Below are 20842 nucleotides of genomic sequence, written 5' to 3' on the forward strand. Positions count from 1 at the left end.
TCGGCCTCGCGCCTCGGGGACGTCGACAAGCGGCTTCGCGCGGCGGGGCGTTCGAATTTCGCGACTGCAAAGGGGGCTTGGCGCGCGCCGGCTACGGCGCGGACGAAAATCCGGCCTAACGTCGCCGGTCAGCGGCTATGCCGTGCCATCCGCGAAGGGCGGCGTCTTCTTCGAAGGGCCCGGCAGGAACGTCGCTCTCCGTATGTCCGACGGCCGCACGCCGAATTCCGCGCGGAACAGATTGCTGAAATGGGAGGAGCTGCTGAAACCCATCGAATAGGCGATCTCGGTGATCGATCGTGCCGCGTGCCGCGGCGAGGCCAGCAGTTCGTAGCAGCGCTGCAATCGCCGCAGCCGCAGCCATTCGGTGACCGACATGTTCATGGGTCGGAAAAGCTGATGGAGGTAGCGCAGCGAGATGCCGTTCTGAGCCGCGATCTTGCTCAGGGTCAGGTCGGGGTCGCTCAAATGGGCTTCGATATAGCTCTTCACCGACCACAAGCGGGCGCGCTTCAGGCTCAATTCGTCCGCCGATTGCCGCTCGGGCTCCGCGCTGACGGCAAGGGCGAGGATATCCATCAACTGCTCGCCCAGCCGTTCCTGCGTCTGCAGATCGAGATCGGCCGTTTCGGCAGCCAGGGCGGCGCAAAATTCGACGGCGATCCGGCCCAGGCCGCGGCCTGAATTGAGATGCGTGATGACCGGCGCCTGCGCCGAATCGAAGCGGTCGGCGAAGACCTGGCGCGGCAGCTCGATCCAGAACGAGTGATTTTTCTCTTCGCATCCCAGCTCGTACGGCTCGCTCGCGCAGTAGAGCACGCCGCAGCTCGGATGCAGGGTCAGCACGGAGCCGGCCTGCCGGACGAACCCGGTGCCGCGCTGCACCAGGCCCACGTAGTAGCAATCCTTGCCGATGCGGGCGATATGCTGCTTCTGACGCTGCACCGTCTGGGGCGAGCAGAGCGCATCCGTCAGGATGACCTCGCCCAACCGCGTCTCGCGGACAAAGCCGTCATAGTCCGTTTCCGGCTCGATCGCGCAATCCACCCGCAGATAGATGTCGCAGATGGCGTCCCGCCAGGCTTCCCGGCGCTTGGCCGCGGGCAGAGCTTTGCTGTCGAAAACAGTTTGCATGGCCACCTCCCCAAAGCGCCATTCAGGCAACCCTCCGACGCTTCAGCGCCTTGTCATTTCGGCCCTGCAGAAGGACTGCGGGAAGAGGGACCGGGGGCCCTTCGCCCGCGGCGCCGCTACCCCAGATTGAGCCGATTGGGACTTGAGTCCGTTCTTTATTTTGAGCCTACCGGACAGAGTAAAGCAACGGGGCGGGGCGCTAAGCCCTTCGGGAGCGCAGCGCTTCGCTGCATTGCAGCATGAGGGCGTTCGCGGTTGCGAGAACCGCGAGCGTCCGATGGGCCGTCCGCGTTGTGCGGTCGGCCGGTGTCATTTGATAGGCTCTGTTCGCCGGGCGCGATGATCGCTATTGCCCGCCAGGAAGAACGCGGCATACCCCGCCCGCGCAGCGGGCCGTTGCACTGACAATGCCGTTCGCCGTAACCGTTCCGACCGCTTGATTTCAGAGGAGACGCAGCATGGAGCGATTCACCGGTGGCTGCTTGTGCGGCAACGTCCGAATTGTGGCGTCGGGGCGCCCCTACCGGGTCGGCCTTTGTCACTGCCTCGACTGCCGCAAGCATCACGGGGCCCTCTTTCACGCCTCCGCGATATTTCCTCAGGACGCGGTGACGATCGAAGGCGAAACACGCGACTATGCCGGACGGTTCTTCTGTCCCCGCTGCGGCTCCTCCGTTTTCTCGCGCAGCGCGGACGAGATCGAAGTGAACCTCGGATCCCTGGATGCCCCCGACCAGCTGAAGCCGACCTACGAGCTCTGGACCGTCCGTCGCGAGTCCTGGCTGCCGCCGTTTCCGCTCGAGAGACGATACGAGCGCGATCGCGACACCACGGATCGCTTGGAGGCGTAAGGATCGACGACGGCACCCGGTTTCAGGTCAGGGATGCCGCCGCCTCCGCCACCAGGGACCGCAGCCAGCGATGGGCCGGGGGCGGGACGCCGGTCGAGGTCGCCTATGGCGTTCTTTACCTCGCTTCCGACGAGTCGAGCTGCGTCACCGGCGCTGAGCTGGTGATCGACGGCGGTTACCTCGCGCAATAGCCGGCGAGCTTGGGCGCGTCCGTGCGGGCGCGCCCCAAGGCGTTCGGCTTCCGGGAACGTGCGACGGGCTTCTTATCAGGGGCTTCGGAACGCACCATGACCGGTTTGGATGGGACCGGCTCGGATGGCCGCGGGCGATCTTCGTTTTGAATGCCGAACGCATGCCATTGCCCCCGGAACCGTCCGGGGGTCCTTGGCTGAAATCGGATCGCGTCCGTGGGATTGACCGGGTTTGGCCTGCTCTCGCCAGCAACCGGCCGGCTTGGCGCACCGGCCTGGATGAAAATGGGCACTGGAGAATCAAGGGGTTAATTGCGTACCGCAACTCCGCCGCAGCTCCATAGGCGCAACGATCCTACGTCAGGCGAGATAATCCCCGAGAGGGCTAACGCACTGACCCAAGCCCTTTCTGCGCCGCCCCGACCAGGAAGGTCGTATTTCCAAGGGCCAGCTTGCCGTTCATCATGTCTTGATGGGCTTGGCCGATCTGATCGAAGCTCCTCACCTCGCCGACACAGGGATCGATGCGCTTCGCACGGACCAGCTCGTTGTACGCAACCGACTGTTCGCGGTTGGACCCGTGTGAACCCTGCAGGCGCTTCTGCCTCACCCAGTGGTAGCGAAGATCAACCACTGCGGAGTATCCCGTCGTCCCCGCGCAGATCACGACCATTCCCCCCGTATCGCAGCAGAAGATCGATGTAGGGATGGTGTCTTCGCCCGGATGCTCGACGATGATGCGCGGGCTCCTTCGCTCGCCGAGAATGTCCCAGATCTTCTTGCCGAAGTTCCGGGCCTGGGCGGTCCATGCCTTCTGTCCGGCATTGTCCGTCCAGTGCGGCGGCTGACCCCAATGCGTGAACTCGCGCCGATCGATATAGCCGGCGGCGCCGAGCGACTTGCAGTATTCTCCCTTGTCCGGCCCGGAGACGACGGCAATTGGCACCGCGCACGCTTCCCGGGCGATCTGGATGGCCTGCGAGCCGACGCCACCCGATCCGCCCCAGACCAGCACCACGTCGCCCTTCTCGACAGCGTGCTCTTTCCATCCATGCAGCATGCGATAGGCGGTTGCGCCAACCAGCGTCGGTGCCGCCGCCTGCTCCCAGGTCAGATGCTTGGCCTTCGGCAGCACCTGGTGATCGTAAGCGATGCAAAATTGGCCGAACGAGCCGAAGTTGGTGTTGTATCCCCAAATCTGCGCGTTCGGCGAAAGCATCGGGTCTCTGCTTGATTTCACCTGCGCATCGTCAGGATCCCAGCTCCCGGGAGCGACGACGACCTCGTCGCCAACCCTGATTCCGCTGACCTCTGGACCCACAGCGTAGACGATTCCCGATGCATCGCTGCCGCCGATATGAAAATCATGCGGCGAGCCCTGAGCCTTGCGAACGGCAATGACGTCGATCGGCACCCCGCGCGCCGCCCAGACATTGTTGAAGTTCAGGCCGGCGGCCATCACGGCGATCAGCACCTCGCGCTTGCAGGGCGCCGGAACCTCGATCTCCTCGATCTTGAAGGCGTCGACCGGATCGCCCAGTCGATTCGACCGTACGGTTTGGGCGAACATGCGCTTCGGAACCTCCCCAACAGGAGGCAGCGATCCAATCGGAACCGTCTCGACCATGGCCATCACACTCCAAAATGCTCTGGGTTCGCAGACATCAGGGGCGATTCCCCGAAGGTTTCCCTCTCTCAGCGATGTTCTCGAGGGCGAATGTCGTCCTGCCCCGCTCGCGGCCTCGGGCTGCGAGCAGAAGGTAGACGCCCGCCTCTTCGCGCTTCTGCCGAAGCTCGGCGTCGGTCAGGCCGCGCTTCAACCGGCCCGGCAATCCGACGAACAGGCTGTTCGGTGGGATCGTCATGCCGGCTTTCACCAAAGTAAGCGCGCCGACCACGGAATTTTCGCCGACAACCGCGCCATCCATGACGACGGCGTTCATCCCGATCAAGGCATTGGGGCCGATCCTGCAGCCATGCAGGATGGCGCCATGCCCGACGCTCGCGCCCTCCCCAACGACGGCTTCAACCTCCGGGAAGGAATGGATCACGCAGGTATCCTGGAGGTTTGAGCCCTGCCTCAGCAGGATCGGCCCGAGGTCGCCGCGCAGAACCGCGCCGGGTCCCACATAGCAATCGGCTTCAACGACGACATTGCCGACGAGAACGGCGGTCTCGTGCAAATACGCCGCAGGATGCACGACCGGGGCGATTCCCTCATATTCCCAAACGACGGCGCGTCTTCTGTCCCCCGTTGTCTCGGCCATGATCAACATGGCGCTCCTCGAGCGCGGATCATCGGCGCCCCTGAGAACGCATGGCGATATGCCTGCCTGTCTCCGCCGGCGCCGGGATGTGCCTGTGGGCAGCCAGCACCCGGTCGAGCGTGCGCGATGCCGCCTCCGGCATCTCGGCGGCGCGTCGCTGCTTTATATCGACGAAAAGCATCAGGTGCTCGCATGTGCTGGAGAGATAGCCCTCGCGCGCATGGAACATGGCCTGAATCCATTGGCAACTCTTGCCGCCGAAATCGATCAGTTGAGTCGTGATCCGCAGGGGATCGCCCGAGAAGACCTCGCGTTTGAACGTCAGATGCTGCTCGGCGGTAAAGAGCGAGATGCCTGTCGCGGCGATCATTTCGCGGCCCAAGGCGAGCTCTTCATAGATGGGGGAGAACGCATGCTCGAATGCCTGCGGATAGTAAATGAGGCTCATATGGCCGTTATAGTCGATCCAGCCTGGAGGAACCTGCTGGCTTTCATCGACGAATAGCCCGTTGCCTCGACGCGGGTTGTTCATATCGCCGCCGAGATTCTTTCCCTTCTGCATGGGCAGAGTGTTCTGCCGCACTGCATTCCCTGCGTTACCTAATCCCCTACCTCACGCGACCATCAAATGAAAAAAATTGGCGCGGGATGAATGCGATTTGCAGGCCGGGGATAGGTGCCGGGGAAGCGCCCTGCTGGTGGTCTGCATCCACGGGCGGCTCCGCGCGGCAAATATTATGTGCGGCGGATAAATATTTATCATGTGATCGCGCTCCCCCTCTCAGAGCATCCTGCCGATCGTCTGAGGCCGCAGGGGGCGCCGTTGTATCCAGCCGAACGAGTGAAGGCGCGCTTCGCAGGTTCGCATACCTATCTTTACGGCAGTGTGCTGGTGCTGCTGGGCTCGGCGAGCTGGAGCATCACGAGCGTCCTCATCCGCCTGACGGAAGGCGGAACCTGGACGATCACCTTCTGGCGGTCTTTCTTTCAGATCACGGTGCTGTTCTGCTGGCTCGCCTGGAGCATGCGGCGCCAGCTGGCGAGCCTGGCCCGTCCGATTCATTGGTCCGAGATACTCTCGGGCCTGTTGGTCGGCGGAATGCTCGTCCTATGGGTGCCGGCGTTGCGCAACACGACGGTCGCCGGCGCCCTGGTGCTCCAAGGCACGGCACCCATCTTCTCCGCTCTTCTTGGCGCGATCTTCCTGGGCGAGCAGATCGGGCGCCGGACAGTGGCGGTGATCGCGGCCGCCATTGCCGGCGTCGCCATCATGTTCGGAAGCGATATCATCGGGGGCGGCGTGATCGGCGACCTCCTCGCCCTGACGACAGCGGTCTTCTTCGGAGCGAATGTCGTGCTGCTCAGATCGGGCGCGGGAACCGGCTGCGATTTCACACGGTCGATTCTCGTCTCCGGGTTGGTGGCGGTGGCGCCCGGGATCGTCACGGCCTCGGTCACGCCCATCGGCGCTCACGATCTCGTGCTCTGCTTCTTCATGGGCTGCACGCAGACCGTGGGCTTCATCCTCTTCAATAGCGGCGCCAAGATGATTCCCGCGGCCGATACCGGGCTGGTCATCCCGATGGAAGCGGTTCTCGGCAGCATCCTCACCGCGATCGTCATCGGGGAAATCCCCTCGAGCATGGCCATCGTCGGAGCCGTTCTGGTACTCACCGCCATCGTGGTGAACATCGTCGGCAGTGTCGCGGAATCGCGTGCCACGCGGTGATCGAAGGCACGCTGCGAGCCCCGCCGTCTTGTTCGCAGACGCAGCATTCTTCAGGCTGTGCCTGATGCAAAAGAGCGTGCGTTCGACATGGGAAGCCTGCATCACCCCTTATGAATTTTTGCAGAGCAGTGAAAATACATTTCATTTTGCCGCAGACATCGGTGAGTGCAGAAAAATAGGAAGCCGGCATGAGCAAGCCGGGCGCAGGGAGATGACAGCGCGGAGCAAATCGAGCTCGGCGCAAATAAGAGCACGCCTTTAAGGGGGCAATCAGCACTGTCGGAGTGAGGCATGACGAACGAGCTCATGGGACTCAAGGCGCATTTCAGCAAGACGGTCACCGAGACCGATGTGGTGATGTTCTCAGGGATCACCGGCGATCTCGATCCGCTTCATCTGGACGAGGAGTATGCGAAGAAGACCGTGTACGGGCGCCGACTGGTCCATGGCGCGCTGATCACGAGCTTCATGATGACGGCGGCATCGATCGCGGCGCAGGGGGCGCCTCAATTCGTCCTGCCGTCCGTCGGCCTCGATCGGCTGCGCCATACCGGTCCGGTGTTCATCGGCGACACCATGAACGTTAACTATGTCGTCACGGCAAGCGATCCTTCCCGGAGCCGCTACATGGCCGATGTGACGGTCAAGAACCAGCGTGGTGAGACCGTCGGCATCGCGACCCACATCTTCAAGGCCATCTCGCTTTGATCAAGACTTGAATTCCGCCCCATCAGCAGATCCGCGTCCGAGAAGACTTCAACTTCAAATTACAAACTGGGAGAGTGACGACATGTGTAGGCAGACACGCACTTCGGTGCGCAGACTTTGGTCGATAGGGCTTGCCGCGGTCGGATTCGCCTGTTCGGCGCTACTCGCCGGCGGCACGATGGCGCAGGATCATCCCACCACCGCGCTCAAGATCGGAATGGTCGGCGACTTCACCGGTCAGGCCGGGGCATATGGACAGCCATCCAAGAACGCCGCTCAGCTCGCCATCGAAGACGTGAACGCCGCGGGTGGGCTTTGGGGGAAGCCGGTCGAGCTTCTGTTCGGCGAAGCAAGCTCGAACCCGCAGCAGGCGCTTTCGGAAGCGCAGCGCCTGGTTACCATTGAGAAGGTATCGGCGCTCATTCCCACGATCGGAAGCAGCGGCTCACTTGCCATCAAGCAGGGCGTGACCGTTCCCGATCAGATACTGACCATGTGTACGGCCTGCGTGTCGCCGGTACACACCCTCGACCAGAAGGACTTTCAGGGCTATTTCGTTCGGCTTCGGTCGCCGATGCAGGCGATGATGGGCCCACTGGCCAAAGTCGTATCGTCGTCCGGCGCCACCAAAGTCTGCGTCATGTATGTCAACAATGCCTACGGCCAAGGCGCGCTCGCGGCATTCTCTGAGACATTCAAGCAGCTCGTGCCGAATGCCAGCATCCAGTCTGCCGGAATTCCGGACGCGACGGCCACGACCTACCTTTCCGAGCTGAAGCAGTGCACGGCGAACGGTCATGATGTGGTGGTTGCCGCTGCCTATGGCGAGGGCCAGGCGGATGTCTACATGAAAGAGGGCATCGAATACAACCTCGTGAAGACCTTCTACTTCGACGAAGATCAGGAGGCGCCAGACATCTTTGAACGCCTCGGCTGGTCGTCCTTCGACGGTATGATCGGTCTCAGCGGATCTGCCATTCCTGGCTCGGGCCTCGACTACTATCTCGATGCTTACGCCAAGAAGTACGGCGCTCCGCCCAGCATCCCGCTCTCTGAAATGGCATATGACGGCGTGGTCCTCACTGTGCTGGCTGCGGCAAAGGCGAATTCCGCCAACAGCGCCGACATCCGCAACGCCTTCTTTGATGTGGCCAATGCTCCTGGGGAGAAGATCGGGACTGGCGTCGAAGAGATCAAGAGGGCGCTGGCACTCATCGCTGCCGGGAAAGACATCGACTATGTCGGTGTGACCGGAATGAACGAATACGACCAGCGGGGCGAAAACCTGGTCGGTGGCGCCAAGTTCTGGCACGTCGACGCCGCCGACAGCAAGCTTCTGACGGACGGCTTCGTCCGCTACGACGCGGCGTCCCAGACCTTCGAGTTCATCCCGAGCAAGGATTGCGTGAATTGCAAGCCCTTCTAATTCGGGGAAGCGTAAAACCGGGCCTGGCGGCATGAGCGAACCCGGCAACTTGCCACAGAAACCTGCTGTTTCCGATCATCGCCTGACGTCGCCGATTCTTCGGGTTGAACGACTGAACCGAAGCTTCGGCGGTGTCAGCGCGGTGAGGGACTGCAGTTTCGAGCTGGAACCGGCAACGATCACCGCCCTGATCGGGCCGAACGGCGCGGGCAAGACGACGGTCTTCAACCTCATCAGCGGGTTCATTGCGCCGTCCTCAGGTTCTATCGTCTTCAGGGGTCAGCGTATCGACGGTCTGGCGCCGCACCGGATCTTCGACAGAGGGCTGATCAGAACCTTCCAGATTCCTCGGCAGTTCCAGAGCATGTCAGTCATCGAGAACCTCATGATCGTGCCTTCCAATCCGGGGGGAGAGAACTTCTGGTCCGCATGGCTCTTTCCGAAGCGCATCGCCGCCAAGGAAGAAGCCACCTTCCGCCGGGCCGAAGAGCTTCTCGATTTCGTCAAGCTGTCTCATCTGCGCGACCAGCCGGCCAGCGACCTTTCGGGCGGCCAGAAGAAGCTCCTCGAGCTTGCGCGAACGCTGCTGGCCGACCCCCAGATGGTCATGCTCGACGAGCCGGGCGCCGGCATCAATCCGGCGCTGATGCACGAGCTCATGGGGCATGTGGAATCGCTCCGGCGCGAGCGCGGCATCACATTTCTGCTGGTCGAGCACAACATGGAGCTCGTCACGGAGAGCTGCGATCGGGCCATCGTCATGAATGAGGGGATGGTGCTGGTCGATGGCCGGCCGGCCGACGTGGTCTCTCGGCCCGAGGTTCTCGACGCGTATCTCGGATCCAAGCGAGTGGCCGACTGATGGCCGAGACCACGGGAAGCCCAGCGACAGCGCCCAGCGCGCCTGCCGCGTCCGCGCAAAGGCCAATCATCCGCCCGTTCCCCACGGCGGGCATATTGTCTGTTGCGTTCCTGCTCTTCGTCGCCTGGGCCGCGGTCGTTCACACGCAATTGCTGGTGGCCGGCATCGTCACCGGATCGATCTATGCAATCGGTGCCGTCGGGCTCTCCATCGTCTATGGCGTCCTGCGCTTCCCGAATATGGCGCACGGCCTTGGCATGATGCTGGCCGGGTATCTCACTTTCTTCTTCTACACCGGCAGGTTGCGCCGATCGGCATTGGTCATCGGCGACGTGCGATTGCCGTTCAATTTCGGCAAGCTGCCCGGCGCGAGCGAGAAGTTCCTCGGCCTCAGCTTCGGCTACGGCATGTTTTTCGCGATGATCGCCTCCGCGGCCGTCATTTCACTCGTCCTCATCCTGATCGATCGCTGGGTCTACCGCCCGGCCCGGCGCCGGCGCAGCCACGTCTCGTTGATGCTGACCACGCTGTCATTCGGAACCGCCTATGTCCTCTTCGGAATGATCGCGATCGGCTGGGGCACTTTGCCGCGAAGCCTGACGGAGGGCATACACCGTGCCATCGAGTATCCGTTCGGCATCCAGATAAAGGCGGATCAGCAATTCGTCATCGTCGGGGCAATCGTTTCGGCGATTGCCGCCTATCTCGTTCTTTATGGAACGAAGCTGGGCCGGGCGATGCGGGCAGTCACCGACAATCCGGATCTCGCGCGCCTTTCCGGCGTCAATATCGAACGCGTCATCATATTTATGTGGGTTCTCGTCGGTTGCCTGACAACGGCCGCGGGTACGCTGGCCGGCCTCCAGGCCCAGCTCACGCCTCAGCTCGGTCTTTCCCTGGTGCTGCCGCTGTTCACCGCTGCCGCGCTCGGCGGGATCGGGAGTCCGATCGGAGCGTTACTGGGCGGGCTTGCGGTCGGAATCCTGCAGGAGGTCTCGGTTGCCTTCGTCGCTCCCGGATACAAGCTCAGCGTGGCCTTTGCCGTGCTGATCGTCGTCCTGGTCTTGAAACCGTTCGGCGGCGGCCGGAGGGCGGTCTGACATGCGGGTGAACGGGCTCACGCTCTCGATTGCACTGATCGCAACCGGTATTCTGATAGGTTTCCCGCTTTGGCGTTCCGGAGGCGATATTGGTGCGGTCGCGACCTATCTCCTCCAGACTGGCGATATCGTCTTGATCTTCGCCATCATCACGATAGGTCTCAATGTCCAGCTCGGATATGCGGGCATCGACAATTTCGGCGTCGGTGGATTTTTGATGGTCGGCGCGTATATTGCCGGATTGTTTGTCCTGCCGCCACCTTCGAGCGAGTTCGTTCGATACATCTTCGGTCTTGGCCCCAATTTCGATATCTTTCCCGCGCTCCATACCGAGGAATGGCTGCCGCAGCTGCTGGGCGTCGTCGCGGCGGCGCTCTTCTGCTCGCTGCTCGCCATCGTCCTCGCCTTTCTGACACCGCGCCTCAGGCACGATTACCTCGCCATCGCGACGATCGGCTTGGCAGAGCTGATCAGGGCCGTCGGGACCGTCCAGGACGACCTGGTCAATGGCGACCGGGGGCTTGCTGGTATCATCGGCCCGTTCGAACCGTCTTTCACAACCGCGCAGTATCAGATCTTTTTCTTCTGCCTGCTGCTCGCCATCCTCCTGGGCGTGTACTGGGCGGCGCAAAGCTCGGTCCGCTCGCCGTGGGGCAGGGTGCTTCGCGCGCTCCGAGAAGATGAAATTGCGGTCGCTGCCATCGGCCGGAGCGCATTCCGCTTCAAATTGCAAAGCTTCGTCCTCGGCGCTGCGATCATGGGCGTCGGCGCCGCCATGTTCGCCTACTATCGCCGCGGCCTGACGCCCCAGGACTTCGAACCCCTCCAAGGTACATTCCTGTTCTGGGTGATGCTGATCGTCGGGGGTACCGGCAACAATCGCGGCGCGATCCTCGGGGCTTACATCGTCTGGGCTCTCTGGATCTCAACCCTCCAGCTCGCCACGCTTCCGCTGCCCGACGAGCTTGTCAGCCGCATTCCGTTCCTCCGCTATGTCCTGCTCGGGGTGTTTTTCATCGCTATGCTGAATCTCAAGCCGGCTGGCCTCCTGCCGGAGGAGCGCCGCGTGTCGCGCTGGGTCGAGAGGCTGGCCGCGAGATCCCAGCGAGCGGGCGCACCGGCCACGTCGGGGCAGAAACAGCCTGCCGGCGGGCCCCGTAGAAACGCAGTCTCCTCCTAACCAGTCAACAGTGGAGCGACTACCATGGGCCGACCCATCGACATTCTCGGGCATCTTTTCACCCCTGACTCCTTGCGGAAGCACTTTCTTGAGGACGAGGAGGAATCCAAGGTATTCGACAATGTCGGGCGGCTTCGCGATCTGAAGGGCTACACGCCCAAGGAATTCCTCGCCTACGCAGACAACGCCGGCCTCGGCAAAGTACACGTCGCCGCTTTCTACGGCTGGAGCTTCCGGCGCCAGAAGCCCATGCTTCATGTCACGCCGGAAGAGGTCCACGAGGTCGCACGGCAGCTACCCGGGCGCGTGTACGGCCTCTACGGCGTGAATCCCTTCGAGGGGCTGGCAGGGGTCCGGCGTCTCGAGAAGAGCGTCAAAGAATACAGCTTCGTCGGCATTCACGTTCACCCACATGGCTTCGACCTGGGGCCAGAACATGCATTCTACTTCCCATATTACGCCAAATGCGTGGAGCTGGGCGTCCCCGCTGTCTTTTCGATGGGCCACACCCTCGATTTCATGCCCATCGACAACGGGCGGCCAGCGCGCCTCGATCGCATCGCGCTCTATTTTCCCGAGCTGACGATCGTCTGCACGCACACCGGATGGCCGTGGGTCGAGGAGGCGATCGCGATCGCCTCGAAGCATCCCAACGTCTATCTCGGCACCTCCGCCTACGCGCCGAAATATTGGAAGCCGGAGATGGTCAAGTTCATCAACTCGTGGGGCCAAGACAAAGTGCTCTGGGGGTCGGACTTCCCGCTGATCAAGCATCCCGAAGCTCTGAAGCAGGTGGAAGAGCTCGGGCTTCGCGAGGGGGCCAAAGAAAAGCTTCTCTGGAAGAACGCGGAGAAGGTCTTCCCGTATGACCGCTAAAGGGCTGGCGGCCGCTCAGCAAGCTTCAACAGCGGCCGCAAAGGACTTGGTCGTCGAGGCACTGGCCGCTGGCTATACGGGCGTCGAAATCGTGCGCGGCGTGTCGATGTCGGTGCAGCCGGGCGAGCTGGTCACCATCATCGGACCAAACGGCTCGGGAAAGTCGACACTCCTCAAGTCGATATTCGGGCTCGTCTCTATCTACGCCGGATCCATCCGCTTCGGCGGCACGGACATCACCGGAAATCCACCGGAGAAGAACGTGCGCCTTGGCCTCGGTTTTACGCCGCAGACCGACAACGTCTTCCCAAGCCTGACGATCGAAGAGAATTTGAGGATGGGCGGCTATTCCGTCGCCGGAGATCTGCAAGAGCACTTCGAGTTCATTTACTCGCTATTCCCGGCGCTTGCAGACCGCCGTCGCCTGCCCGCCGGGAATCTATCGGGCGGCCAGCGGCAGATGCTCGCCATGGGCCGGTCGCTGATGACCAGTCCTTCGCTGCTTCTTCTCGATGAGCCCTCGGCGGGCCTCTCGCCGAAGTTCGTCGACGTCGTATTCGAGCACATCCTGAGCATTCGAGATCGCGGAACCAGCATTCTACTGGTGGAGCAGAATGCGTATATCGCGCTCTCTGTCTGTGATCGCGCCTACGTCCTCGCAACCGGCGAAAAGCAGCTGGAAGGGCCGGGCAAACAACTCCGCGACGACCCCGAGATTCGGCGTCTTTATCTCGGTGGGGGATGAGGCAGCGCCATGAAAATTTGTTGTGAAGACCGGAAGATATTCATTGGCCCTGCACTCGCAGAGTAACTAGCGTTCGCTGAGCGCTGAACAGAGAGAATCTAGCAATGACCGTCGAAAAGCGCATTTTGGATCCCAAGTTTGAGTTGGCGGACAGCGATACGATCGCTGCCTATCAACTCAAGACGCTGCTGGAGATCCTGCAGAAGACCTGGTCGACGAACGAATTCTATCGCGCCAAGTGGCAAGAAGCCGGGGCGGATCTCAGCAAGATTAAATCGCTCGCTGACTTCAGCGAACGCATCCCGACGGTCGAAAAAAAGGACTTTGTCGAGGATGCGCTCGCGAATCCTCCGTTCGGTAAGCGCCTAGCCCACGGACTCTCTCTCAAAGAGCGTTCGGATATCTACACGACAAGCGGAACCAGCGGCCAGGGTGTCGAGGTCCATGCTCAGACGGCGACCGAGCTGCGTGCGATGGAGCGCCTTTACGGCTTTCTCTTCCACTGGGCGGGGTTGGAGCCGGGCGATCAAACATTCCTCACCTTGCCGATCACCATGCTCGGCGGCGGTCGGATTGAATACCAGGGCGCCATCGGTTTCGGCCTGAATGTCTATCCGGTGGGCAATTACGACGCCAACAGGAAGCTCGAATTGCTGAACCGGTTCCGCCCCAAGGCACTCTACGGCAGCACCTCCTATTTCTCGCACCTCGCGGCGGTCGCCGATCGTTCCCCGCCATGCCCGAGCATCAAGGTCCTGCTGACGGGGCTTGAAGGCGCCGGATACTCCTACTTCTCGCGCCTTGAGAACCAGTGGCAGGCAAAGGTCGCCGACCGATTCGGCTGCACCCAGCTTCGTACCGACTTCATGTTCACCTGTGAGCACGGTATCGGCGTCGCCGGTCGGCCCGGGATGCTGCACAGCCTCGATCCTTTCGTACTGCTCGAGGTGATCGACCCGCAATCGGGAAAACCGGTGAAGGATGGGGAGTTCGGCGAGATTGTCGTCACAAGCCTCTATCACTTCGACAACCCGGTGGTCCGCTGCCGCATTCGCGATGGCGGCGTGTTCCGCAAGGCGAGCTATTGCGCATGCGGCCGACCCTTCGGCGGCGTCGAGATCGGCACAATCGGCCGGACGGACGACGTGAAGAAAGTGAAGGGGGTCAACATCTATCCGCAGGCGGTGGACGACCTCATGTACAGCTTTGGCGAGGTGGATGAATACCAGATCCTGCTGACGACGTCGAAGACCAACGCCGATATCGCTGCAATCAAGGTCATGCCGAAGGCTGGATTGCCGGCCGCCGGCTACGACGACTTCGTCGCCCGGCTGAAGAAGGACATTCACAAGAAGACGGGCATCCACTTCGACGTCGAGCTGGTGGCCGACCTGCCGCGCAGCGAGTACAAGGCGCGGCGCTGGCTCGACCAACGGGATCGCTGAGTAAGGCAATTCGGACGACACTGATCCAGGGCTTCTATCGGGGCAAGGCGCATGGTTGGGGCGATCGACTCGCTTTCGGGGCATTTTACCCCGGAAAACATCGAGAAGAATTACCTGCACAATGAGGAGGAGCTCAGCCGCTTTGCCCAGGTCGGCCGCGCGAGAACGCTCAAGGGGTATGCGCCGGCGGATTTTATGGCGCGGATGGATGAGATCGGCGTCGACAAGCTCCTCATCTGTGCCATCCTGACCTGGTCCTACCACAACCAACGGCCGCTCGAGCACACCACCGCAGATGAGGTGATCGCGGTCACCAAGCTCTACCCGGACCGTCTGTTCGGCCTCGCGGGCATCAATCCCATGAAAGGCGTCGCGGGCGTTCGTGAGCTGGAGCGCTTGATCAAGGACCACGGGTTCAAGGGACTGCACCTTCATCCTCACGGCTTCGGCCTGCCGCCCGATCACGCTTACTACTTTCCGTACTACGCCAAATGCGAAGAGCTTGGCGCGACCGTGGTGATATCCATGGGACACACCCTTGACTTCATGCCGGTCGAACACGGCCGGCCCTATCACCTCGACAAGATCGCGCTGTATTTCCCGAACCTGGCGATCGTCTGCGCGCATACAGGCTGGCCCTGGGTCGAGGAGGCGATTGCGCTCGCCTGGAAGCATCCGAACGTCTTCATCGGCACGTCGGCGTACGCACCGAAATACTGGTCGCCGGAGCTCGTGAAATTCATCAACTCACGCGGCCAGGACAAGGTCATGTGGGGGACGGACTATCCCCTGATCGACCATAAGGAGTCGCTGGAACAGATCCGCGCCCTAGGCCTCAAGCCACAGGCAGAGGCCAAGCTCATTCGTGACAACGCGGCACGTGTCTTCGGCTTCGCCTGAGCACCTATCGTTTTTGAGGAGAATGGAAATGGCAGACAATCAGGTGGCGATCGTGACCGGGGCGGCCGGTGGGATGGGACAGGCGATTGTCGCCCGGCTCGTGGCCGATGGCTTCAAAGTAGCCGCCGTGGACATCAATGAATCGGCGCTGCGGACCGTGGTCACCGAGGTGGGCGATGGAACCGTCGGGTTCACTTGCGACATGACTGACGAGAAGGCGGTTCGTGAGACCGTCGCGCGGATCGAGCGGACGCTGGGTCCTACCCATGCACTGGTCAACTGCATCGGCTGGGTCGGCACGACCCGCTTCATCCAGGAGGACTCGGCCTACTGGCGGAAAATCATCGCGATCAACATGGAATCGATCCTCTACGCAACGCACGCGGTGCTGCCGGGCATGATCGAGCGCCTCAAAGGCAAGATCGTCAATATCTCGTCGGATGCAGGCCGGATCGGCACCAGCGGCGAGGCCGTGTATGCGGCGATGAAGGCGGGCGTCATCGCCTTCGGTAAGTCGATCGCCCGGGAGAACGCCCGCTACAACATCAACGTCAATGCGATAGCTCCCGGCCCGACAGAGACGCCTCTTCTGAAGGCCGAGATGGAGGAGGATCCGGAGCTCGTGAAGCGGATGCTGCGTCTCATTCCGTTCCGGCGGCCGGGAAAGCCGGACGATATGGCGGCCGCTGTCAGTTTCTTCTGCTCGCCCGATTCCGACTACATCACCGGCCAGACGCTGAGCGTGAGCGGCGGCCTGACAATGCTCTAAACGGGAGCGCCCGATGGCGATCGACCCGGCTACCCGTGCCGAGATCCTGAAGCATGTCGAGCGGCTGGCGCGCGAGAAAGTCGCGCCACGCGCCGCCGAGATCGATCGGAGCAATGCCTTCCCTCGTGACCTCTACGGGGAGGCCGGACGGCTGGGGCTTTTCGGCCTGTGGGTCCCGGAGGAGTATGGCGGGATTGGTCCGGACCTCGTCACCCCGTTGCTGGTGTGCGAGTGCCTGTCGCGGGCAAGCCTGACCTTCGCGCTGAATGTGTCGAACTGCGGCGATGCGGTGACGCCGATCGTCCTCGGCGGCACCGAAGCGGCCAAACGGAAGTTCCTGCCGGATATCGCATCGGGAGCCATCATTCCCGCCTTTGCCCTCAGCGAACCCGGCGGGGGCTCCGATGCGGCGGCGATAACGACCCGGGCGGTGCGCGATGGCGATGATTATGTCATCAGCGGCCGCAAGATGTGGTGCACCAACGGCTCGGTCGCCGATGTCTGCACGGTCTTCGCCAAGACCGATCCGCAGGCCGGTCACAAGGGCGTCAGCGCATTCGTCGTGCCGAAAGGGTTGAGGGGCTTTGAAGTCGGCCAGGATGAAGAGCTCATGGGCCTCCGCGGGAGCCCGACCAGTGAGCTGATCTTCGACGAGGTTCGTGTGCCCGCAGCTTATCGCCTCGGCGGCGAAGGCGAGGGCTTCAAGCTCGCAATGGCCACTCTCGACGAAGCCAGGCTCAATTGCTCGGCGCTGGCTATTGGCGGTGCGATTGCGGCGTTTGGCCAAGCTGTTGCCTATGCCAAGGAACGCCGTCAATTCGGCAAGCCTATCATCGAGCATCAAGGGCTCGCCTTCCTCCTGGCGGAAGCGGCGAGCGACATCGCCGCGGGGCGCGCGATCTTCCGGGAAGCGATCGAGCTTCTGGAGAGGGGGCGGTCGCACGAAGCCAGCACCTATGCCGCGATGAGCAAGCTGGTGACCTCCGACATGGCGATGCGGGTCGCGACGCAGGCGGTTCAGGTCCTGGGCGGCAACGGACTGTCGCGCAAATATCCGGTCGAACGGATCATGCGCGATGTGAAGGCGTTCCAGATCTTCGATGGCACTAACGAAATCCAAAAGATGGTGATTGGCAGGAACCTCGCCAAATGGGACTTGCCCTTCGACGAGTTCAAGCTCTGAGCGTGCCTGCATCGTGCAAGGGAAAGAGGTCGACATGTCGGAGCAGGGGTTGCTGATCGAGAGAGTGGGCCAGATCCTGGCACTCACCATCAACCGTGAGCGCCGCCGCAACGCTCTGAACGACGCCACATTGCTTGCGCTCATGGCTGCGCTCGATGACGCGCGCAAAGGCGAGGTGCGGGGGATCATTCTCCGCGGTGCCGGGCTCAAGGCCTTCAGCTCGGGTTCGGACGTCAAGGAGCTCGCGGAGCAGTCTATCGACGAGCGGCTGGCCCATACCGCGCTTGGCCAGCGCGTGGCCGATGCGATCCAGCAGCATCCCTGCCCATCGGTCGCCGCGATCGAGGGATACTGCCTCGGCGGTGGCCTCGAGATGGCCATGGCGTGCGACTACCGGATCGCTGGGAATGGCGCAACCCTGGGCCTGCCCGAGGTCTTGCTCGGCGCTCTGCCCACCTGGGGAGGCACGACCAGGCTGCCAAGCCTGGTGGGGCGGAGCCGGGCGTCGAGCATGATCGTTTTCGGCCGGACGATCGACGCGCCAACCGCTCTGAATTGGGGGCTGGTCCACGAGGTTGTCGCCGAGGGTGGCGCCCACGATGCCGCCACGCAGTTCCTCACCGATTTTGCGAGCAAGACGCACGGCAAAACCGTCGCCATGGCAAAACAGTTGTTGGTGTTCGGACGCGGCGCATCCGCGGCGGCCGGGCTCCACATGGAGTATCTGGCGGATATGACGGCGCTGGCTTCGGAGGCGATCAGCCAGGGCACCAGCAAGTTCGCCGACAAGGAGCGGCCATGAAGGCTTGCCTGGACGAAAGACGCAGCATGCGGGCGAAAGCGGGTGTCAACCGGCCTGGATCGCGTCGCAGATCAATAGTCACGCTGTGACCCTGACGATGAACAACACTGCATTTGGTTCTTCGGATGAAGTCGGGCGCCTCCAGCAGAAACTGTGGGGGCGCCAAAGCGCCTATGTCGGCGAGCGCTCGGCGTTCTATGCTGGGAAGGCTCTCCCCGCGAAGCTCGAGGAGTTGCCGTCCTTCCCTTTGACAACCAAAACGCAGCTGCGGGAGAGCCAAGAGAAGCACCCCCCTTTTGGCAACTACCTCGCCGCGAAGCGCACCCAGATCACGCGGCTGCATCGCACGTCAGGGACGACCGGAAAACCCATCAATATAGCCTTGTCGAAGCATGACGCCGCCGTTTTCGCGGAGGCCGGCGGAACTTCGAACAGTGCGGCCGGACTCCATCCGGGCCTGATGGTGGCGCACTGTCTCAACTATCGCCTCTGGATGGGAGGATATACGGATCACGCAGCGCTCGAAGCCACCGGCGCGACGGTGATCCCGTTCGGCGTGGGGGGTACCGAGCTATTCGTGCGAACGGCGCTCGATCTGAAGCTCGACGGGATCAACTGCACGGTTTCATACCCCGCCGTCTTGGAGCAGGTTCTCCGAGAGAAGTTCCCCCGCGTCAAGCCGCGCGATCTCGGTCTGCGGCTGGGTCTGCTGACGGGCGAGCCGGGCCTAGAAAACCCGGAGTTCAGGGCCCGCATCGAAGACACTTGGGGCTTCGCCGCGCGTAACATCTATGGCATTTCCGACATCCTGACGGTCTTTGCAGGCCAATGCGCGTGCTCCGACGATATGCACTTCACCGCGCTGGCTTTTGTCTACCCCGAGCTGATCAATCCGGAGACGGAGCAGCCGATTGCATTGGCCGACGGAACCACCGGCGAACTGGTGCTGACCAGCCTCGACCGAGAATGCCAGCCCCTCGTGCGTTTCCGAACCAATGACATCATCTTGATCACCGGAACGGATCGCTGCGCTTGCGGCCGGACAGCGTTTAGATTTCGCATTCTGGGCCGCTCGGACGACATGATCGTGGTCCGGGGCGTGAACGTGTTTCCCAGTACGGTCAGCGGCGTCATCAACCGCTACAGAGAATTGAGCGGGCAATTCAGAATCGTTCTGAGTGGAGCGCCGCCCTATGACAAGATTCCGATCGAGGTCGAGCTCGCGCCCGGCATTACGGCCAGTGCGTCGCTCTCCGATTCGGTTGAGAAGACAATCAAGGCCGAGACAGGAGCAAGCGCGCTGGTTCGGCTCTTGGAGCCGAACACCATCGAGCGGACGGAGGGCAAGACGAAACGCATCGTGCGGAGCTAGAGATTCCCGCCGCCAACCCGGTGATGTCCCGTTAGTTCGTCGCTAGGTGATGGAGCGCCCAGTCTCGAAACAGGCGAATTTTGCGCTTTTTGGCTGCCTTGGAGGAGTGGCGCAGCATATAGCGGATCGGGACCGGGTAGCGATCGCCGAATGGCAGCATGAGTGCCCCGGAATCCAAGTGTTGCTGGACGAAGATTGGCGCATCTAAGAAGATTCCCTCGCCTCGAAGGGCTGTCTCAACCGCAAAATGCGGGTCATCGGTTACGATCATCCGGCGCGGTACCACCGATCCCAGACCAGCTGCTGACAGCCACGTTCCCCATTTGTCGTTGTAGACATCGCGGATCAACACCATCTGGCTGATGTCGCTCGGCTCGACGGGGCGTCCCAGCGACTTGCTGATCTGCGGGCTGCAGATCGGCACCATCGTTTCAATCAAGACCGGGTAGGCCTGGATGTCCGGCCAGTCTCCCTCATCGTGGCTGATAATGATGTCATAGCGTCCTAGGTCGCCGTTGATCGGCTCCCTGCCGATCACGGTGTGCGGGGTGATATCGGGGCATCGAGCAAGGAAACTCGCGATCTTGGGAGCAAGACGGTAGTGCGAGAAGAAGGGTGTCACGCGAATCACCAGCGTGTTCTCCTGCTCCTGCCCCGATTTCATCAACCTCTCGGCCACGGCCGAAATGCTGTCGAGGGAGCGGCGCGTCACCTCGTACAGCTCTTTCCCCTGATCCGTCAGCTCGAAGCCCGACGGAACGCGGCGAAACAAGCTCACATGCAGGAAATCCGAGAGAAGCCTCATCTGATGGCTTACGGCAGCCTGAGTGACGCAGAGCTCCTCAGCGGCCTTCGTAAAGCTCAGGTTGCGGGCTGCGGCCTCGAAACTTCGCAGCGCGTTCAGTGGCGGCAATTGACGTTTCATCAGCGAGCGGCAATCCCAGCATACGGCGAAAGAAACTTATACTAGACCCCACGCAACGAGCATACCATAACCCATTGAGGCTGCGTGTTATCGATGCGGTTTAGCAGGGGGGTATGCGCGTTTTAGAAGCTGCGGAGGCGACGGCTTCCGGAGCGACGATGACACCACGGTGATGGAGCTCATCGGTTCGTGCCCTTGCGCGCCGATCATCCCATGAAATTGTCCTCTGACAATTTGGCAAGTTCCCTTGACCGCCCGACGGGTCGCGACAAGCGGCGCGACGGGCGCCGCGGCTCCGGCTCAAGGTTCTCGGGGGCGTGATCCGTGGTGACGGCGCGACCTGGATCGTCGCGTGATAGGGGATAGCAATGCTTCAG

At 62.0% G+C, this 20842-nt stretch carries 21 protein-coding genes; 16 read left to right on the plus strand and 5 right to left on the minus strand.

Going from position 1 to position 20842, the window contains the following annotated elements:
- Positions 1 to 135: 135 nt before the first annotated feature.
- Positions 136 to 1134, minus strand: coding sequence for a helix-turn-helix domain-containing protein (locus FRZ61_RS00545; RefSeq protein ID WP_151114454.1), 999 nt, complete (start codon positions 1132 to 1134; stop codon positions 136 to 138).
- 458 nt (positions 1135 to 1592) lie between these two features.
- Between FRZ61_RS00545 and FRZ61_RS00550 the strand changes: the two genes are divergently transcribed.
- Positions 1593 to 1985 (plus strand): GFA family protein, encoded by a 393-nt coding sequence (locus FRZ61_RS00550; protein WP_151114455.1) that lies wholly within the window; start codon positions 1593 to 1595, stop codon positions 1983 to 1985.
- 2 nt (positions 1986 to 1987) lie between these two features.
- On the plus strand, positions 1988 to 2176 hold the full coding sequence (locus FRZ61_RS26985; RefSeq protein ID WP_263641772.1) for an SDR family oxidoreductase: 189 nt from the start codon (positions 1988 to 1990) through the stop codon (positions 2174 to 2176).
- 385 nt (positions 2177 to 2561) lie between these two features.
- Here FRZ61_RS26985 and ccrA read toward each other — a convergent pair whose 3' ends face one another.
- The 3 genes from ccrA to FRZ61_RS00570 are packed head-to-tail and all read right to left on the minus strand — an operon-like array spanning position 2562 to position 5005.
- Positions 2562 to 3803, minus strand: a complete 1242-nt coding sequence (gene ccrA / locus FRZ61_RS00560) for a crotonyl-CoA carboxylase/reductase (RefSeq protein ID WP_151114456.1) — start codon at positions 3801 to 3803, stop codon at positions 2562 to 2564.
- Between the two features lie 37 nt (positions 3804 to 3840).
- On the minus strand, positions 3841 to 4443 hold the full coding sequence (locus tag FRZ61_RS00565; RefSeq protein WP_191909228.1) for an LbetaH domain-containing protein: 603 nt from the start codon (positions 4441 to 4443) through the stop codon (positions 3841 to 3843).
- 28 nt (positions 4444 to 4471) lie between these two features.
- Positions 4472 to 5005 carry a thioesterase family protein gene (locus tag FRZ61_RS00570; RefSeq protein ID WP_151114458.1) on the minus strand — a complete coding sequence of 178 codons (534 nt, stop codon included), beginning with the start codon at positions 5003 to 5005 and terminating at the stop codon, positions 4472 to 4474.
- A 261-nt stretch (positions 5006 to 5266) separates the two neighbouring features.
- On the opposite strand from FRZ61_RS00570, the gene FRZ61_RS00575 reads away from it, so the two are divergent.
- The 14 genes from FRZ61_RS00575 (at position 5267) to FRZ61_RS00640 (ending at position 19540) form a co-directional block, all read left to right on the plus strand.
- Positions 5267 to 6172, plus strand: coding sequence for a DMT family transporter (locus FRZ61_RS00575; protein ID WP_191909229.1), 906 nt, complete (start codon positions 5267 to 5269; stop codon positions 6170 to 6172).
- A 291-nt stretch (positions 6173 to 6463) separates the two neighbouring features.
- A complete protein-coding gene (locus FRZ61_RS00580) occupies positions 6464 to 6880 on the plus strand; it encodes a MaoC family dehydratase (RefSeq protein WP_151114460.1) in 417 nt (138 codons plus the stop codon).
- An 82-nt stretch (positions 6881 to 6962) separates the two neighbouring features.
- Positions 6963 to 8306 (plus strand): ABC transporter substrate-binding protein, encoded by a 1344-nt coding sequence (locus FRZ61_RS00585; RefSeq protein ID WP_151114461.1) that lies wholly within the window; start codon positions 6963 to 6965, stop codon positions 8304 to 8306.
- 31 nt (positions 8307 to 8337) lie between these two features.
- A complete protein-coding gene (locus FRZ61_RS00590) occupies positions 8338 to 9168 on the plus strand; it encodes an ABC transporter ATP-binding protein (protein WP_225309037.1) in 831 nt (276 codons plus the stop codon).
- Positions 9168 to 10268 (plus strand): branched-chain amino acid ABC transporter permease, encoded by a 1101-nt coding sequence (locus FRZ61_RS00595; RefSeq protein WP_151114462.1) that lies wholly within the window; start codon positions 9168 to 9170, stop codon positions 10266 to 10268. The genes FRZ61_RS00590 and FRZ61_RS00595 overlap by 1 nt, the downstream gene beginning before the upstream one ends.
- 1 nt (position 10269) lies before the next feature.
- Positions 10270 to 11448, plus strand: coding sequence for a branched-chain amino acid ABC transporter permease (locus tag FRZ61_RS00600; protein WP_151114463.1), 1179 nt, complete (start codon positions 10270 to 10272; stop codon positions 11446 to 11448).
- 24 nt (positions 11449 to 11472) lie between these two features.
- Positions 11473 to 12324 carry an amidohydrolase family protein gene (locus FRZ61_RS00605; protein ID WP_151114464.1) on the plus strand — a complete coding sequence of 284 codons (852 nt, stop codon included), beginning with the start codon at positions 11473 to 11475 and terminating at the stop codon, positions 12322 to 12324.
- Entirely contained in the window at positions 12314 to 13069 is a 756-nt protein-coding gene (locus tag FRZ61_RS00610) for an ABC transporter ATP-binding protein (RefSeq protein ID WP_151114465.1), read from the plus strand. The genes FRZ61_RS00605 and FRZ61_RS00610 overlap by 11 nt, the downstream gene beginning before the upstream one ends.
- Before the next feature lie 104 nt (positions 13070 to 13173).
- Positions 13174 to 14514, plus strand: coding sequence for a phenylacetate--CoA ligase family protein (locus FRZ61_RS00615; RefSeq protein ID WP_151114466.1), 1341 nt, complete (start codon positions 13174 to 13176; stop codon positions 14512 to 14514).
- Positions 14515 to 14565: 51 nt separating this feature from the next.
- The gene (locus tag FRZ61_RS00620) at positions 14566 to 15414 is read left to right on the plus strand and encodes an amidohydrolase family protein (RefSeq protein ID WP_151114467.1); all 849 of its coding nucleotides are present in this window, start codon (positions 14566 to 14568) and stop codon (positions 15412 to 15414) included.
- Between the two features lie 28 nt (positions 15415 to 15442).
- On the plus strand, positions 15443 to 16183 hold the full coding sequence (locus FRZ61_RS00625; RefSeq protein ID WP_225309038.1) for an SDR family NAD(P)-dependent oxidoreductase: 741 nt from the start codon (positions 15443 to 15445) through the stop codon (positions 16181 to 16183).
- 13 nt (positions 16184 to 16196) lie between these two features.
- On the plus strand, positions 16197 to 17366 hold the full coding sequence (locus tag FRZ61_RS00630) for an acyl-CoA dehydrogenase family protein (RefSeq protein ID WP_151114469.1): 1170 nt from the start codon (positions 16197 to 16199) through the stop codon (positions 17364 to 17366).
- Positions 17367 to 17400: 34 nt separating this feature from the next.
- Positions 17401 to 18168: an enoyl-CoA hydratase/isomerase family protein gene (locus FRZ61_RS00635; RefSeq protein WP_151114470.1), complete on the plus strand. Its 768-nt coding sequence runs from the start codon at positions 17401 to 17403 to the stop codon at positions 18166 to 18168.
- 4 nt (positions 18169 to 18172) lie between these two features.
- Entirely contained in the window at positions 18173 to 19540 is a 1368-nt protein-coding gene (locus FRZ61_RS00640) for a phenylacetate--CoA ligase family protein (protein ID WP_225309039.1), read from the plus strand.
- A 31-nt stretch (positions 19541 to 19571) separates the two neighbouring features.
- Here the strand turns inward: FRZ61_RS00640 and FRZ61_RS00645 are convergent, their stop codons facing one another.
- The gene (locus FRZ61_RS00645) at positions 19572 to 20465 is read right to left on the minus strand and encodes a LysR substrate-binding domain-containing protein (protein WP_151114471.1); all 894 of its coding nucleotides are present in this window, start codon (positions 20463 to 20465) and stop codon (positions 19572 to 19574) included.
- Positions 20466 to 20842 lie beyond the last annotated feature (377 nt).

Source organism: Hypericibacter adhaerens (assembly GCF_008728835.1).
GTDB classification, from domain to species: domain Bacteria; phylum Pseudomonadota; class Alphaproteobacteria; order Dongiales; family Dongiaceae; genus Hypericibacter; species Hypericibacter adhaerens.